At 34.4% G+C, this 16,401-nt stretch carries 14 protein-coding genes; 13 read left to right on the forward strand and 1 reads right to left on the reverse strand.

Annotated features, from left to right (window positions below; translation table 11 throughout):
• The first annotated feature begins 152 nt into the window (after positions 1–152).
• The 12 genes from CF599_RS04335 (at position 153) to atpG (ending at position 11,835) form a co-directional block, all read left to right on the forward strand.
• Positions 153–1,628 carry a DUF5687 family protein gene (locus tag CF599_RS04335; protein ID WP_121964818.1) on the forward strand — a complete coding sequence of 492 codons (1,476 nt, stop codon included), beginning with the start codon at positions 153–155 and terminating at the stop codon, positions 1,626–1,628.
• A 1-nt stretch (position 1,629) separates the two neighbouring features.
• Complete coding sequence (locus CF599_RS04340; RefSeq protein ID WP_121964871.1) at positions 1,630–2,325, forward strand: ABC transporter ATP-binding protein; 696 nt, start codon at positions 1,630–1,632, stop codon at positions 2,323–2,325.
• Between the two features lie 392 nt (positions 2,326–2,717).
• Positions 2,718–5,375: a tetratricopeptide repeat protein gene (locus tag CF599_RS04345; RefSeq protein WP_121964819.1), complete on the forward strand. Its 2,658-nt coding sequence runs from the start codon at positions 2,718–2,720 to the stop codon at positions 5,373–5,375.
• Positions 5,376–5,413: 38 nt separating this feature from the next.
• Positions 5,414–5,809 (forward strand): polymer-forming cytoskeletal protein, encoded by a 396-nt coding sequence (locus CF599_RS04350; RefSeq protein WP_121964820.1) that lies wholly within the window; start codon positions 5,414–5,416, stop codon positions 5,807–5,809.
• Positions 5,810–5,815: 6 nt separating this feature from the next.
• Positions 5,816–6,031 carry an AtpZ/AtpI family protein gene (locus CF599_RS04355; RefSeq protein ID WP_121964821.1) on the forward strand — a complete coding sequence of 72 codons (216 nt, stop codon included), beginning with the start codon at positions 5,816–5,818 and terminating at the stop codon, positions 6,029–6,031.
• Positions 6,031–6,429, forward strand: coding sequence for a hypothetical protein (locus tag CF599_RS04360; RefSeq protein ID WP_121964822.1), 399 nt, complete (start codon positions 6,031–6,033; stop codon positions 6,427–6,429). Before CF599_RS04355 ends, CF599_RS04360 begins: the two co-directional genes overlap by 1 nt.
• 268 nt (positions 6,430–6,697) lie before the next feature.
• Positions 6,698–7,894 (forward strand): F0F1 ATP synthase subunit A, encoded by a 1,197-nt coding sequence (gene atpB, locus CF599_RS04365; RefSeq protein ID WP_121964823.1) that lies wholly within the window; start codon positions 6,698–6,700, stop codon positions 7,892–7,894.
• Positions 7,895–7,948: 54 nt separating this feature from the next.
• On the forward strand, positions 7,949–8,143 hold the full coding sequence (locus CF599_RS04370; protein ID WP_060874638.1) for an ATP synthase F0 subunit C: 195 nt from the start codon (positions 7,949–7,951) through the stop codon (positions 8,141–8,143).
• Positions 8,144–8,238: 95 nt separating this feature from the next.
• Entirely contained in the window at positions 8,239–8,739 is a 501-nt protein-coding gene (locus tag CF599_RS04375; protein WP_121964824.1) for a F0F1 ATP synthase subunit B, read from the forward strand.
• 13 nt (positions 8,740–8,752) lie between these two features.
• Positions 8,753–9,289 (forward strand): ATP synthase F1 subunit delta, encoded by a 537-nt coding sequence (gene atpH, locus CF599_RS04380; protein WP_121964825.1) that lies wholly within the window; start codon positions 8,753–8,755, stop codon positions 9,287–9,289.
• 41 nt (positions 9,290–9,330) lie between these two features.
• Positions 9,331–10,905 (forward strand): F0F1 ATP synthase subunit alpha, encoded by a 1,575-nt coding sequence (gene atpA / locus CF599_RS04385; RefSeq protein ID WP_121964826.1) that lies wholly within the window; start codon positions 9,331–9,333, stop codon positions 10,903–10,905.
• Between the two features lie 69 nt (positions 10,906–10,974).
• The gene (atpG, locus tag CF599_RS04390) at positions 10,975–11,835 is read left to right on the forward strand and encodes an ATP synthase F1 subunit gamma (protein ID WP_121964827.1); all 861 of its coding nucleotides are present in this window, start codon (positions 10,975–10,977) and stop codon (positions 11,833–11,835) included.
• 522 nt (positions 11,836–12,357) lie between these two features.
• Here atpG and CF599_RS04400 read toward each other — a convergent pair.
• On the reverse strand, positions 12,358–13,422 hold the full coding sequence (locus tag CF599_RS04400) for an endonuclease/exonuclease/phosphatase family protein (RefSeq protein ID WP_121964828.1): 1,065 nt from the start codon (positions 13,420–13,422) through the stop codon (positions 12,358–12,360).
• Between the two features lie 135 nt (positions 13,423–13,557).
• On the opposite strand from CF599_RS04400, the gene CF599_RS04405 reads away from it, so the two are divergent.
• Positions 13,558–16,392, forward strand: coding sequence for a TonB-dependent receptor (locus CF599_RS04405; protein ID WP_121964829.1), 2,835 nt, complete (start codon positions 13,558–13,560; stop codon positions 16,390–16,392).
• Positions 16,393–16,401: the final 9 nt, after the last annotated feature.

Raw genomic sequence — 16,401 nt, forward strand, 5'->3', positions numbered from 1 at the left:
GAGAGAGTGTGCTGTATGTTATGAAATACCAAAAATTAAGATAGTTCTATGTGGTTGTTTTTTATTTAATTAAAAAAATTAAAAATAATTGTAATTAAGTTGTAACAAAAAGCAGAAATAGATACTAATATGTTAGTATTACAATTTTAGTTATGCATAAGTTATTTGTTTTTTTAGAGAAAAAGAGACTTGCACGTAATGGTGGTGAACAGATGAATACGCTATTAAAGGTGTTTAAGTGGTTGGCTATTGTTTACTTTGGTTTTATCTTTTTGATGCTAGGGATTAGTGGATTCTTTGCTATAGAGAAAGCTGCTTTAGGTATGGGTTCACCGATACAAGTCATTAGTCGTTATTGGATGTACTATATGGTCGCAGAGATGATTATGAGATTTGCATTGCAGAAGCTTCCGACAGCGAGTATTAAGCCATTACTTGTATTGCCTATTCCTAAACTGAAGATAGTTAAGTTCTATATCGGTAGCTCATTTGTCAGTGCTTTTAACTTCGTCCAATTATTATTTATAATACCCTTCGCGATTGTATGTTTTACGCAGGGATATTCTATATTAGGAGTGTTAGCTTGGTCTATAGCAGTGTATTTATGTATCTGTACGATGCACTTCATCAATATTTTGATAGAGTCTTATAAAGTCGTTTTTATAGGAGTGATAGGTGTATTCGGATCATTAGCAGCTATTCAATATTTCGACCTATTTGACAGTACTGCTTATACGCAGTATCTATTATATAGTGTATATGAGTATCCTGTATTAATACTAGCCTATGGAGGTGTTCTAGCGATGGCTATCTGGATGACTATTCACTACTATGTGAATAATATGTATATGGATGATCTGCTTAAGATTAAAGTAGAAGTAGGGACTACTCAAGAGATGAAGTGGTTAGATAGATTCGGTACATATGCTTCATTTTTAAAGAATGATGTGAGATTGATTATGCGTAATAAACGTGCTCGAACTACTGTGTTAATGAGTGTACTATTTATGTTCTATGGGTTCTTAGTACTTAGGCCTGGAGCTTCAGGAGAGTATTCAACTATAATGATGATAATAGTGGCGTTTATGGTATCGGGAGGATTCTTGATGATGTTTGGGCAGTATGTACCTAGTTGGGATTCTTCATATTACCCCCTAATGATGACTCAAAATATTACATATAAGAATTATTTAAAATCCAAATGGTTAATTATCGCTTTAGGTACAGCTATCTCTATGTTAGGGTCTTTGATCTATATTAGTACAAGTTTGGATCTAGTGTATTTAATCATTGCTACAGGGGTGTTCAATATTGGTGTTAATGGATATATCGTATTATTAGGTGGAGCATATCTTAAGAGTCCTGTGGATCTGACAGCGAATAAGAATGTATTCGGAGATAAAAATGCCTTTAATTTAAGAGTAATGTTAATCTCACTACCTAAGATGTTCTTACCTATTATAGTGTATTATATTGGGTATATGCTATATGGGTTTTGGGGAGGTTTTGGAATGTTGGTACTTACAGGTATAGTAGGTATGTTCTTTCAAGATGCTGCATTTAGATACATCGAGAAAATATATAAAAAGGAAAAATATAGCACAATAAATGCTTTTAAATCAAAGTAATATGGTAGTAGTAAATAATTTAGTGAAGTCATATGGCGAACAGACTGTATTAGACATCCCCTCTTTAGAGATTAAGAAAGGACAGAGTATAGGACTGGTAGGTAATAATGGTGCAGGTAAAACTACTTTTTTTAGCTTATTACTTGATTTGATTCAACCTACTAGCGGAAGTATTGCTATTAAAGGAGTGGTAGTAAATGAGAGCGAAGAATGGAAGAAGTGCACAGGTTCTTTCTTTGATGATTCATTTTTGATTGGGTATTTAACACCCGAAGAATACTTTTACTTTGTTGGTGAATTAAGAGGAATGACACGTGTAGAGATTGATGAGTACTTAAAAGTACATGGAAATTTCTTTAATGAAGAGGTTCTAAATCAGCGTAAATACTTACGTGACTTCTCTAAAGGAAATCAAAAGAAAGTGGGAATCATTGCTGCTTTTATGGGTAATCCTGAATTAGTAGTATTAGATGAGCCTTTTGCAAATCTTGACCCTACAACGCAACTTAGATTAAAAGAATTAGTAAAGCAGAAGATGCAGAGTAGAGAAATAGCAATCATTATCTCTAGTCATGACCTTCAGCATACATACGAGGTATCAGATCGTATTATCGCTTTAGAAAAAGGACAAGTAATGAAGGATGTATTGACAGAAGAAATAACATTTGAGGCATTGGAAGAGTTCTTCCAAGTCTAGAAAATATTGTTCATATCAAGACAAATCAATTTTGTCTTGATTGAATAGTGATTAGAATTGATTAGTTATAATGACTCTAGTAAGGCTTGTCTTTACTAGAGTTTTTTGTTTTGATTACTTTGTAGAGTATTGTTTTTTAGTTTTTTTGTTGATGTGATATTGTGTGCTATCATTATGTGGTTTTACCAGTTTTAATTGGCCATGGTGGTACAAAGAAGTTGTAATAGATGTTTTAGTAATGATTAAGATTGAATAGAATAAGATTTAAGAGATATGAAGGATGTGCAGTGATGATCAAAAAACTTTCGGAGCACTGTGAGGTTATTTTTAAAAAAGTAATGTATTTTTACATACTAAAAGTATAAAATAGTAGTTTTTAAGTAAAGCTCATTGTGTTGAATAATAGTATAAAATATATAATCTTTTTAGGGATACTACTGTTAGTAGGTGCTTGTTCTGTAAAGCAGGATAGGTTGATAAATAGGGGGTATCACGCTATGACGACGAGATATAATATCTTATATAATGGTGAATTAGCGTATGATGATGCACTAGTTTCATTAAAAAAGGACTACTTTGATGACTTCTGGGAGATACTGCCTGTGGAGCGTATAGACATAAAGATAGACTCAACGAAAGAGTTTGATAGAGGTAGACCTTTAGATGCTAAAAAAAGTTCTCTACTTGAGAATGTACAGATAGATGGAAATCAAGCTGCAGGGACTGCTGAGCAAGGAGAGGTAGGGTTTAGACGTGCTGAAGATAAAGCTGCTAAGGCTATCCAAAAGCACTCTATGTATATTAAGGGGCGTGAACGTAACTTCCAAATAGATGATGCATACCTTATGCTAGGACAAGCTAGATATTATGATGGTCGATTCGTGCCTGCGCTTGAGGCTTTTAATTATATTTTATATAAATATCCTGATGGAAGTCTTATTGATGATGCGGTTATATGGCGTGAGAAGACTAATGTGCGTCTTACGTATGATGATATAGCGATTAAGAACCTTAAGGTTTTATTACGTGATAAGAAAGCGAGATTAAGTAAACAACAGTTAGCAGATGCTAATGCTACGCTTACACAAGCTTATATCAATATTGAAGAATATCAAGAAGCAATTAATCCATTAAAAGTAGCAATAGAGAATACGCGTGATACAGAAGAACGCGCTAGGTATACCTTTATTTTAGGTCAGCTTTATGGAAGACTTGGTAATAAGGCTGAGGCAGCATCAGCATTCAGTACAGTTATCGAGATGAATAGAAAGAGTCCTCGCTCTTACGTCATTCAATCACATGCACAGGAATTTGGAATTAATCCTGTAAATGCTAAAGATTCATTGGCATTTCTAAAAAAATATAAAAGACTTATCAAGGACCGTGAGAATAGAGCATACTTAGATGTACTTCATCGTCAGGTAGGACTATTCTATGAAGGGAAAGGCAATACAAAAGAAGCGCTTAAGTCTCTTAAACGAGCTGTAAAGTTGAGTAAAGGAGACAAACAACTTAAGGCTCAAAACTATTTGAGTATAGCTGAAATTTATTTTAATGAAGCTGGGTATGCTCAAGCAGGACAATATTATGACAGTGTATTATCTATTATGCCCGCTAAAGCTAAAGATCGTTTTAGGATTACTAAACGACGTGATGCACTGCGTGATGTAGTAGCATTTGAGAAGGTCGCTCATACTAATGATAGTATACTCCGTTTAGTTGCGATGAGTGATGATCAGCGTATCTCATACTTCCAAAAATATGTAGATAATCTTCGAAAGGAAGATTTTAGGAAACTTCAAGCGAATCTAAAAGGTAAAAAAGCAGGTAATCAAGATTACTTTAATATGGCAAACTTCGGTACTGCTATAGAACAAGCTTTCGACATTAATGCTCCTATGGGAGGAGGAAGTTCTACATTCTATTTTTACTCACAACAGGCTTCTTCACAAGGAAAACAAGATTTTAGAAGACGTTGGGGGAATAGACCTTTAGTGGATAATTGGAGATGGGCAAGTGATGTTCAAGAGGCACAGAATAATGTAGTCTTAGAGGCAGCTGTTACAAATACTCAAGGTGGAGGTAATACGAATACACAAGAAACATTTAATGATGCTAGATATGATATAAATGCCTATATCAGTAAGATACCAACTGATGTTAATGAGATAGCGTCTCTGAAGAAAGATAGAGATTTCGCTTATTTCCAATTGGGATCAATGTATGCAGATCGCTTTAAGAAATATGATTTGGCAAATGGACGATTAGAAGCATTACTGACTTTTGATCCTGTAGAACGCTTGGTGTTACCAAGTATGTATAAGTTATATAAAATCTATTTAGAGATCAATATGGCTAAGGCTATGGCGATGAAAGATCGTATCATCAGCCAGTATCCTAATTCGAGATACGCTAAACTATTACAGAATATATCTATGGATAGGATAGATGATCTGTCTCCTGAACAAATCTATGCTCAGGCATATAAGGTATATGCAGCAGGTGGTGATTATAACAATGCTTTAAAAGCGATAGATAATGCGTTAGAACGCTTTGACGACGATGGATATGTAAGTAAGTTAGAGTTGTTAAAGGCACATGTTATTGGGAAGCTTAAGGGAATTGAAGCTTATAAAGAAGCTCTTAATTTCGTAGCGTTAACTTACAGTTCGTCACGTGAAGGAAAAGAGGCAGAACAGATACTTAAGACAACGATTCCTAAGTTAGAGAGTAGAAACTTTACGAATACGGAAAGTAAAAACTGGAAAGTAGTTTTATTAGTTAATAATAAGGAAGGTGTTGACAGTCAAAGTTTAAGTCGTACTTTTATACAGATTTCGACAAATAATAGCAGTAGAGGTATTAAGTATTCTGAAGATGCGTATGTGGATGGAGGTGAATTCTTAGTGTTACACGGATTTAAGTCGAAGGCTGAGGCGGATAGTGTGGCACAAAACATAGGAGGTGGTGCCGTATCTATAAGTGCGGATAATTATACAGTCGTTCAAATTAAGAAAAATTGGGTGGAGTATATAAAGCCAAAAGAATAGAATACAGAGAATACAGTCGAAAAAAAAGATAAAAAATTATGTTTCAAAAAAGTAAAGAAAACGGGTCAATAGATCAGTTAGGTAAGACAAATAGAATTATTGAGGCGACAATAATTAGAGGAGATATTGAGGCGCTATCTGACATACGTTTAGATGGTGAGTTACATGGGAACTTAAAAGTAAAAGGTAAAGTAGTTGTAGGCCCGCAAGCAAAAATCATAGGAAATGTAGAATGTGAGAATGCTGATGTAGAGGGATTTGTGGAAGGAGTACTAAACGTAAAGGACTTACTTCATGTTAAGGAGACTGCTACTATAAAAGGAGACTTGTTAATTGGACGTTTATCTGTAGTGCCTGGAGCGAAAATACAAGTTAAATGTGATATGGTGATTGGAGGAGATTCAACAAGTAGTTCAGATAAAAAGAGTAAATAGAATCAGGTGAGTAAAAATTCTAGACCCAATCGTTGGTTGAGCTTAATTAATATGCCTATACAGATGGGAGTTATTATTTATTTGTTTCACTTATTAGGGACTTGGTTAGATGATAAATACAATTTAGCGGATGGATTAGCAAATAAAATTTGTACGTTACTAGGAGTAGGATTAGCTTTGTACCAAGTTATTAAACAAGTGAATCAATTAAATAAAGATTAATGGATAAAGGAACATTAGGTCTAGGACTAAAGATATTAGGCGTATTAGCTATAGCATTTGCATTACATTTTGCACTTTTTACATTTACTGACTTTGGACAGTCATTTGTAGAATTAGGGTATTCATTAGTAGGTTTTTATGGTTTTGAGCTTCTGTTTACGATAGGTATATTGTTTGCAATGGAAGGAATCAAAACAAGTATGCCTAATAGTTTAGGTTATGTTTTTTTAGGGTTTATAACAGTTCGTTTATTAGCGAGTTATTTGTTTGTAAGAGCTGGATTAGATAGCGAGAAGGTTGACGAGTTATTTAAGTATAATTTTCTATTAGTCGTGATGATTTATTTAGGAGGAGATGCTTTTGTAGCTTATCATGTTTTAAACAAAAAGGAAAATTAAGAGGTGTTTTTAAAACACTTTTTTAGTGCTACTTAGTCTTTTTTTGTATTATCAATATTAACGTGTATGCTAAATAAAAAAGGTTATATCTGTATAAGATAGTCTTGATTAGTAAATAAATACACTATAATGGTTGTAATAATTCAAATTTAAAGGGAGTGTAAGTAAATATAATAAAAAAAAGTTTGATAAGAAACTATGATTGTCTAAGATTTATTGTAGTTTTGCACAAAATTTTAAGAACCATAAATATTCAAGAAGTTAAGGTATGGTGACTCTGAAGAAATCACTGAATTTATTAGCAGCTGTAATTTTTACAGCATCGTCGGTATTTTCGTACGCACAAAGTAATGCTCAAAATCTTGGAGATTCTATCCAGGAGACTGAGCAATCAATTGATGAAACTGTAAATGCCGCTGAAGAGGCAGTGCATGAAGCTGTAGCAGAACATGTAGAAGGTGAGAAATCACAAGCTGAAAAAGTGCAAGAGCATATCACGCACCACTTAGCAGATGATTATTCATTCATCTTTTTCTCTGATGAGGCTACTGGTAAACACTACGGATTTTCATTGCCAGTTATTTTAATAGACAATGGTCTTAAAGTATTTATGTCATCTGAGTTTAACTACGGAGAAAACGTAGTTGAAAAGGACGGACAAAACTACAAGTTATATCACGGTAAGATATACAAAACTGATGCTGCAGGTACTATTGAGTACGATGCAGAGCATCATCCAACAAATGAGAAACCACTAGATTTCTCTATTACTAAGAATGTAGCATCATTATTCTTTACTACATTTTTATTATTCATCATGTTCTTAGGATTAGCTAAGACATACAAAAAGGGACCAAATAACCTTCCAAAAGGTTTTGCTAGAGCTTTAGAGCCTATGGTTCTTTATGTACGTGATGAGATGGCAGTTCCGAATATCGGAAAAGACAAGTACAAAAAGTTTATGCCATACTTATTATCAGTATTCTTTTTGATTTTCTTATTGAATTTATTGGGATTGACTCCACTTGGATTTAACGTTACTGGAAGTATTTCGGTGACTGCTTGTTTAGCAATCTTCACATTTATAATCACACAGTTTTCTGCAAATAAAGATTATTGGAAGCACATGTTCTGGATGCCAGGTGTGCCAGTACCAATGAAAATTATGTTAGCACCTATCGAAGTGTTAGGAGCTATAATCAAACCATTCTCATTAATGGTTCGTTTATTCGCTAACATCATCGCTGGTCACTCAGTAGTATTTGGACTTATCGCTATCATCTTCGTAATGAAAGAAGCTTTAGGAACAGGTGGTGCAATCGGAGTAGGATTTTTATTATCTACGTTCTTAGTTATCTTGGAAATATTGGTAGCGTTCTTACAGGCGTTTATTTTCACAATGTTGTCTTCTCTGTTTATCGGAATGGCAGTTGCTGAGCACGAACATGATGAAGCACATCACTAGGAAATTAAGTATTAGAAAAAAGTAAAATTTGTTTAATTAATATATACAATCATTATGACAATCCCAACTATTATTGGTGCAGGTCTTATCGTAATCGGAGCTGGTTACGGTTTAGGTAAAATTGGTTCTTCTGCAATGGACGCTATTGCTCGTCAACCAGAAGCTGCTGGAAAAATCCAAACTGCAATGATTATTATTGGAGCTTTATTAGAAGGTTTAGCATTCGGTGCTTTAATCTTAGGTAAATAGTCCAAGACAAGTAAAAAGAGTTTATCTGCAACGGTTGGTTGCAGGTAAACTTCTTAATTAAACAACATAGGTATTAAAAAGTATAATTTTATATAATGGATAAATTAATTAACGATTTCAGTTTTGGATTATTTTTCTGGCAGTTTATCATTTTAGTGGTAATTGTATTTATATTAGGAAAATTCGCATGGAAACCAATTGTAAATGCTTTAGAGGCTCGTGAAGAGGGAATCGCTGATGCATTAGCAGCTGCTGAAAATGCTAAAAGAGAAATGGCTAATTTAAAAGCTGATAACGAGAAATTATTAGCAGAAGCTCGTACTGAGCGTGATGCTTTAATTAAAGAAGCTCGTGAGATTAAAGAGAAAATGTTAGCTGATGCTAAAGCTGAAGGTGAAGCTGTAGGTGAGAAAATGATTGCTCAAGCTAAAGCTGCTATCGCAAGTGAAAAAGCTGCTGCTATCGTTGAGTTAAAAACTCAAGTTTCTTCTATTTCTATCGAAATCGCTGAAAAATTATTAAAAGAACAATTAGCTAACACTGAAGCTCAAGCAAAATTGGTTGAGAAGATGTTAGACGAAGTTAAATTAAACTAATAAAAGGATCATTATGATAAGCACTAGAGCAGCTGCAAGATATGCAAAAGCAATGCTAGAAGTTTCTGTTGAAAAAGGAAATGCTGAAGCTATTAATAGCGATATGATCTTGATCTCTGAATCAGTTTCTCAAAGTGAAGACTTAAAAGTATTCTTAACTAATCCTACTATCACTGGTGAGATTAAATTAAGTGCTTTAGTAGAAGTATTCGCTAATGTTGATCAAAGTACAAAAGAGTTGTTTAAAGTGCTTAAAGCAAATAATAGATTCGAAATATTAGGATCTATAGCTTTAAAGTTCCAAGAACAATATGACACTTTGAAAGGTATAGAGAAAGTTGTAGTTACTACAGCTATCCCAATGGATGCCGCTTTAGAGAGCAAAGTTTTATCTAAAGTTCAAAGTTTAGCTCCTGGAAAACAGATTGTTATTTCAAACATAGTAGATGCTTCTATCTTAGGAGGATTTATCTTGAAAATGGGAGATAAACAGTACAATGCTTCAATAGCGAGTCAATTACAAGTTTTAAAAAGAGAATTAACTAATTAAAAAATCACCGCACGAATGTTCGTGTATAAACATAGATAAAAATGGCGGAAATTAAACCAGCTGAAATATCAGCGATTTTAAAGAAACAATTATCTGGATTTAACTCAGAGGCTTCTTTAGAAGAAGTAGGAACGGTACTTGAAGTAGGAGATGGTGTTGCTCGTGTTTACGGGTTGACAAATGCTGAATACGGAGAGCTAGTTGTATTCGAGAATGGACTAGAAGCAATGGTACAAAACCTTGTAGAGGATAACGTAGGTATTGTATTGTTAGGAGCTCCTACTGGTGTTAAAGAGGGGTCTATCGTAAAAAGAACAGGTCGTATCGCATCACTTAAAGTAGGTGAGAAAATGGTAGGACGTGTTGTTAATACATTAGGTCTTCCTATAGATGGTAAAGGTGCTATCGAAGGTGATTTATATGAGATGCCTTTAGAGCGTAAAGCTCCTGGGGTTATCTACCGTCAACCAGTAACTGAACCATTACAAACAGGTATTAAGTCTGTAGATGCAATGATTCCAGTTGGACGTGGACAACGTGAGTTAGTAATCGGTGACCGTCAGACAGGTAAAACAACTGTTTGTATCGATACTATCTTAAATCAAAAAGAATTTTACGATGCTGGGCAACCAGTATATTGTATATATGTAGCTATTGGACAAAAAGCTTCTACTGTAGCAGGTATTGCTAAAACTTTAGAAGATAAAGGTGCAATGGACTATACTATTATCGTTGCTGCTAATGCTTCTGACCCTGCTCCAATGCAAGTTTACTCTGCAATGGCTGGTGCTGCTATCGGAGAGTACTTCCGTGATACAGGACGTCCTGCATTAATTATCTATGATGATTTATCTAAACAAGCGGTAGCTTACCGTGAGATGTCATTAATCTTACGTCGTCCACCAGGTCGTGAAGCTTACCCTGGAGACGTTTTCTATCTTCACTCTAGATTATTAGAGCGTGCTGCTCGTATTATCGGTGATGATGAAATCGCTAAGAATATGAATGACTTACCAGAGTCTATCAGACCATTCGTTAAAGGTGGTGGTTCATTAACTGCTCTTCCTATTATCGAAACTCAAGCTGGTGACGTTTCTGCGTATATCCCAACTAACGTAATTTCGATTACTGATGGACAGATATTCTTAGAATCTGACTTATTTAACTCTGGTGTACGTCCAGCGATCAACGTTGGTATCTCTGTATCTCGTGTTGGTGGTTCTGCTCAGATTAAATCAATGAAGAAAGTAGCTGGTACATTAAAACTTGACCAAGCTCAATACCGTGAGTTAGAAGCTTTCGCTAAGTTTGGTTCTGATTTAGATGCTGCTACAATGAACGTTATCTCTAAAGGACAACGTAACGTAGAGATCTTAAAACAAGCTGTTAACGATCCTTACACTGTAGAAGATCAAGTTGCTATTATCTATGCTGGTTCTAAAAACCTTTTAAGAAATGTACCTGTTAACAAGGTGAAAGAATTCGAAAAAGATTATTTAGACGCTTTAAACTCTCGTCATAGAGATGTATTAAATGCTTTAAAAGCTGGAAAATTCAGTGATGAGCAGACTTCTGTTCTTGAAAAAGTAGCTAAAGAGATTTCTGCAAAATATTAAGAAATAATGTTTGTCTACAAGTACGGTCGCAAGACTACTACTTGTAGGCGAATTTATATATAAATTACAATGGCAAACCTTAAGGAAATACGTAATAGGATTTCATCAATCGGATCGACTATGCAGATTACATCTGCTATGAAGATGGTATCTGCAGCTAAGTTAAAAAAAGCTACTGATACTATTATGGCAATGCGTCCATATTCAGAAAAGTTGACTGAATTGATTCAAAATGTTAGCGCAACTTTAGAAGGTGATAATTCTGGAGTATATTCTCAAACTAGAGAGGTTAAGAATGTTCTTTTAGTTGTAGTCACTTCAAACAGAGGTTTGTGTGGTGGATTTAATGCTAATATCATTAAGCAAATAAATGCACTTAAAGCAACGCAATATAAAGACGTTAACGTTGATTTATTGACTATTGGTAAGAAAGGTCACGATATATTACGTAAGAGTTTTACTGTAATTGAGAATAGAAGTGATTTGTTTGATCATGTAGATTTTGCAAATTGTGCTGTTATTGCAGAGCAGATGATGAATGCTTTTGTTGAAGAGAAGTATGATTCAATTCAGATTGTATACAATCAATTTAAAAATGCTGCGACGCAAGATGTAGTGACTGAACAGTTTTTACCATTGTTACCTGTAGAGACTGGTGAAGTAGCTAGCTCTGATTATATTTATGAGCCATCTAAAGAAGAAATCATTAGTACTTTGATTCCTTTATCTTTAAAAACTCAATTATTAAAAGCTGTGGCTGATTCTGTTGCTTCTGAACATGGTGCTCGTATGACTGCTATGCACAAGGCTACTGATAACGCTCAGGAACTTAGAAACGACTTGACATTGACTTATAATAAAGCACGTCAAGCTGCGATTACAAATGAAATTTTAGAGATTGTTGGTGGTGCGGAAGCATTAAACAACTAGTCTAACAAGATATTTTATAAAGGCCACTCAATCGAGTGGCTTTTTTTTGTCATATATATATCTATTTGGTGACTTTAACCCATAATACGCAATAGACATATAAACGAAAAGTAATTATACATAATAGGTCTGAATTAGCGATTAAAGCATACTATAGTATGGTTTTAGAGCTAATGAAAGAGCTATAAAGTAGAATTGCTTTGTAGTATTTGACTAATGCGGAATGTGGGTTTAATTTTAGTTATGTTGTATTGATCTTATCTGTGGTGAGTGCAGCTTGTATTAAGCTAACGAGGTCATTCAGTAGCATGGTTTAATAAAGGGGTTGATACAGAATATAGAATGATTTGTGGTGTTTTATTAGACGAAACATATTGGTTGTATATTAAAGTTCGTTATGTGTTCTTTTTTTAATGTTTTTAGTGTGTTTTAAGAAATCTAGATGTTTAGTTGATGTTGTTTGTTGGTGGAAATAAAAAAAGCCGCTTAAATTGCTTTAAGCGGCTTCTCTATGAATTGTAATTATTTCATTTCTCTAATTAAGTAAATGTAAACAGGGAAGTGATCACTATAACCAGGTTCTCCATTGCTATTTCTTAGTGGATATCCTTTATATTGACCTGTTGGTTGTACCATAAAAGGTTTTTTATAGATACGTGCTTTCCAGAATCCCCACGCAGAGTAGTCTCCTCTCATGTATGGTTCAGTCACTACCATTTGATCAAATACATCCCAAGCATCACGGTAAGCTAAAGTACCTAAACCATCTTTAGACATTTTTTCCATTGGATTGAATAGTCCTTGAGGCTTTAGATCTTCTTTTTTACCTGCAGTTTGAAGTACTTTTTTCATACTGTTGTTGTAAGGTCCATCATTCATATCTCCCATTGTAATTACCTTAGCATTTGGGTTGATAGTATATAATGAATCGATAATCTTCTTGTTCAGAGCTGCAGCAGCTTCACGAAGTGGGCTACTTTTCTTTTCTCCACCAACTCTAGAAGGCCAGTGATTAACGATGAAATGTACTTCTTCACCATCTAAATTACCGCTAACTAATAATTGATCACGAGTATAGATACGAACACCTTTCTCACCTGTTGTTCTATCTACTTTATTCATATCATAGATATAAAGTGGATGAGCTGTAGAGTTCGTTACTTTGAAGTGTTTCTTTTGGTATAATAAAGCAACGTCAATACCACGTCTATCAGGAGAGTCAAAGTGCGCTATCCCATAATCTCCAGGAGCTAATAGTGGTTGACGTACTAGGTCTTCTAGTACCCCTCTGTTCTCGATTTCGGCAACACCTATAATGGCAGGCATTTTAGTGTTGTCGTCTGTGCCTATTTGTGACATTACCTTAGCTAAGTTGCTAAGTTTCTTATTGTATTTTTTTGATGTCCAAGCTTGCGCTCCTGTTGGAGTCCACTCTTCATCGTAGATCTTAGGATCTCTAATTGTGTCAAACAAGTTTTCACAGTTGTAAAATGCAATTGTCTGAATTTCATACTTTTTCTCTTGTGCTTGTGCCCCTAAACCAAGGAAAACCAAGAGTAAAAAGAGCTTTTGAAGTTTGATGTACATAACTAGGTTAAATTAAAGTAAAGAATTGTCTTATTTCTATGACAAAAATAGCTAATATTATTATAATAACATACCTTTGTGATAGAAATAACCTTAAGGTTTTTTTTAACATAGCACTTTAATCATTTTTAATTTATGAAGAAACTTTTATTTAGTTTGTTCTTTGTGTTGCAGGTAGTTATATCGTATGCACAAGGAGTTCAGGAAATTAAAGGGAAAGTCATAGATGGAAAGACACAAATGCCGATTAACGCGGTAGCTGTTAGAATTCAATCTACGAACATTTCCTCTTTAACAAACAATGAAGGGAACTTTTCTTTAGAGAATGTTAAGGCTGGTAACCATGACGTAGTTATCTCTTATGTGGGATACATTACTAAAAGATTACCAGTAGAGGTTAGTGGTTCAACCATTGATCTTGGTACAATCTCTATAGAAGAAGATTTCGCTTCTATTGAGCAATTAGGGCTTGTCTCACTTACGGAAAACGACCTTAGTGATGATAACTCTAGTAACGACACTTCATCAGGTTTGTTACAAGCTACAAAAGATCCATTCCAAGCTGCTGCAGCGTATAATTGGGGATCTGCATTCTTTAGAATTCGTGGGCTTGATAACGAATATGGTAAGACACTTGTTAATGGTGTAGTAATGAACAAAGTTCATGACGGACGCCCACAATGGGGGAACTGGGGAGGTCTTAATGACGCTACTCGTAACCAAGTCTTAGCTTCTGGTTCTACTGCTTCTGATTTTTCTTTCGGAGGTATTTTAGGAACACAAAACATTTCTACTAGAGCATCTCAAATCAGAAAAGGTGCTAAAGCAGGTTTCTCAGGTTCAAATACGAACTATACTTGGAGACCATATGCTATCTATTCGTCTGGACTTAATAAAGATGGATGGGCGTATGTAGTATCTGCTTCATATAGAGGTGCGAAACAAGGATATTGGGATGGTACTAACTATGATGCACTATCTTTATTCGCTGCAGTTGAGAAAAAATTCAATGACAATCACAGTTTGAACTTTACTGCTATCTATGCTCAAAATAAAAGAGGGAAAAACTCTCCTATTACTGATGAGCAAGCAAATCTTAAAGATTTTAAATATAATTCATATTGGGGATACCAAAATGGAGATAAAAGAAACTCTCGTTATAAAGATGTTTCTGAACCAATCTTCCAGTTAACTCACTACTGGAATATCAACGAAGCAAATACTTTAACGACTACTGCTTCATACCAATTTGGACATATTGCTAACAGTCGTCTAGGTTATATCGATGGTATTAACCCTGATCCGACTTATTATAAAAATATGCCAAGTTTCTTCGAGAATAAGATCGATCCAAAATATTGGTCGATGACTGCTGAAGAGTTTGATAATTTACCAAATAGTGAATTCAAGACAGATACAACAGCTTTATTGGCTCAAGCAAATAATGTAAGAACGGAGTTCCAAAATAATGGACAAATTGATTGGGATAATATCTATACAATCAATGGTGCAAATGGTGGTGCTAGTAAGATTATGATGTATGAGGATAGACAAGATGATAAAACATTGTCATTTAATACTAACTTCAAATCTGTACTTTCTGACCATGTTACTTTAGATGCGGGAATAAACTACAGAAGAGTACATTCTAATTACTATAAAAAAGCGACTGATTTATTAGGAGGATCTTATTATATGGATCTTGATACTTATCAGGATGCAGGTAAGCAAGATAGTGACTTAAATAATCCAAATCGTAAAATCACTAGTGGAGACAAATTTGGATATAACTATTCTATTGATTCAAATGTAATTGATGTATTTACACAATTTAATTTTGACTATGATAAGTTTGATTTTTATGTAGCTCAGAAAATAGGATATACTTCTTATGAAAGAGATGGTAAATATAAAAATGCAGTTTACGCTAATAACTCTTATGGTAAGAGTGGTTTAGTAGACTTTAATAACTTCGGATTTAAAGGGGGAGCTGTTTATCACCTTACAGGACGTCATGCGTTTAGTGTAAATGCTGCTTATTATAACCAAGCACCTACTATTAGAAATACTTTCGCTAACTCTAGAGTAAATAATTTAGTTACTAAAGATTTGACTAATGAAGATGTGTTTAGTGTTGATGGTAGTTATATCGTTAGAACTCCTAAATTAAAAGCAAGAGTTTCTGGATATTTATCAGAGATCAAAAACAGTACACAAGTAAACTTCTACTATGCTGATGGTATTGGTATCGTAGATGATAATGGTAACTTCTTATCTAGTACTGGTGGAGCATTCGTATCTGAAATCTTAACAGGTGTTAATAAACGTAACATCGGAATTGAAATAGGAGCGGAGTATCAATTAACTCAAACAGTAAAAGCTACTGCAGCTGCTACAATAGGGCAATCTATTTATACAAACAATCCTACTTTACGTCTGAATTCAGATAACGTAGCGAAGACATTTGATTATGGTACTGCTTATATTAAGGACTATAGAACAGCTAATGGACCTCAGACCGCTCTATCTTTAGGATTAGAGTATAGAGACCCTGCATACTGGTGGGTAGGAGCAAATATTAACTATATGGACAAAGCATATACTAATATATCAGCTCTTAGAAGAACTGAAAACTTCGTAACTGACCCAGCAACAGGACAACCTTTTGGAAACCTTACAGAAGACAAGTTGAGATCTGTGTTAAAGCAAGAACAATTGCCAGACTTTACTGTATTTAATATTACAGGAGGAAAGTCTTGGAGAATGCCAAATAGAAATATTCTTGGATTCTTTGCTAGTGTGAACAATGTGTTCAATAAACACTATAAAACAGGTGGATTCGAACAAGCTAGAAATGCGAACTATGATCGTGAAGTACTTAATACACAAAGTGGAACTAATACTTTCGCTAACAAGTATTGGTATGCATATGGACGTAATTTCTTTGTAAATGTTTATTACAACTTCTAAAACCTCTTT

Origin of the sequence: Myroides sp. N17-2, from assembly GCF_002286775.1 — a bacterium.
GTDB lineage: Bacteria > Bacteroidota > Bacteroidia > Flavobacteriales > Flavobacteriaceae > Flavobacterium.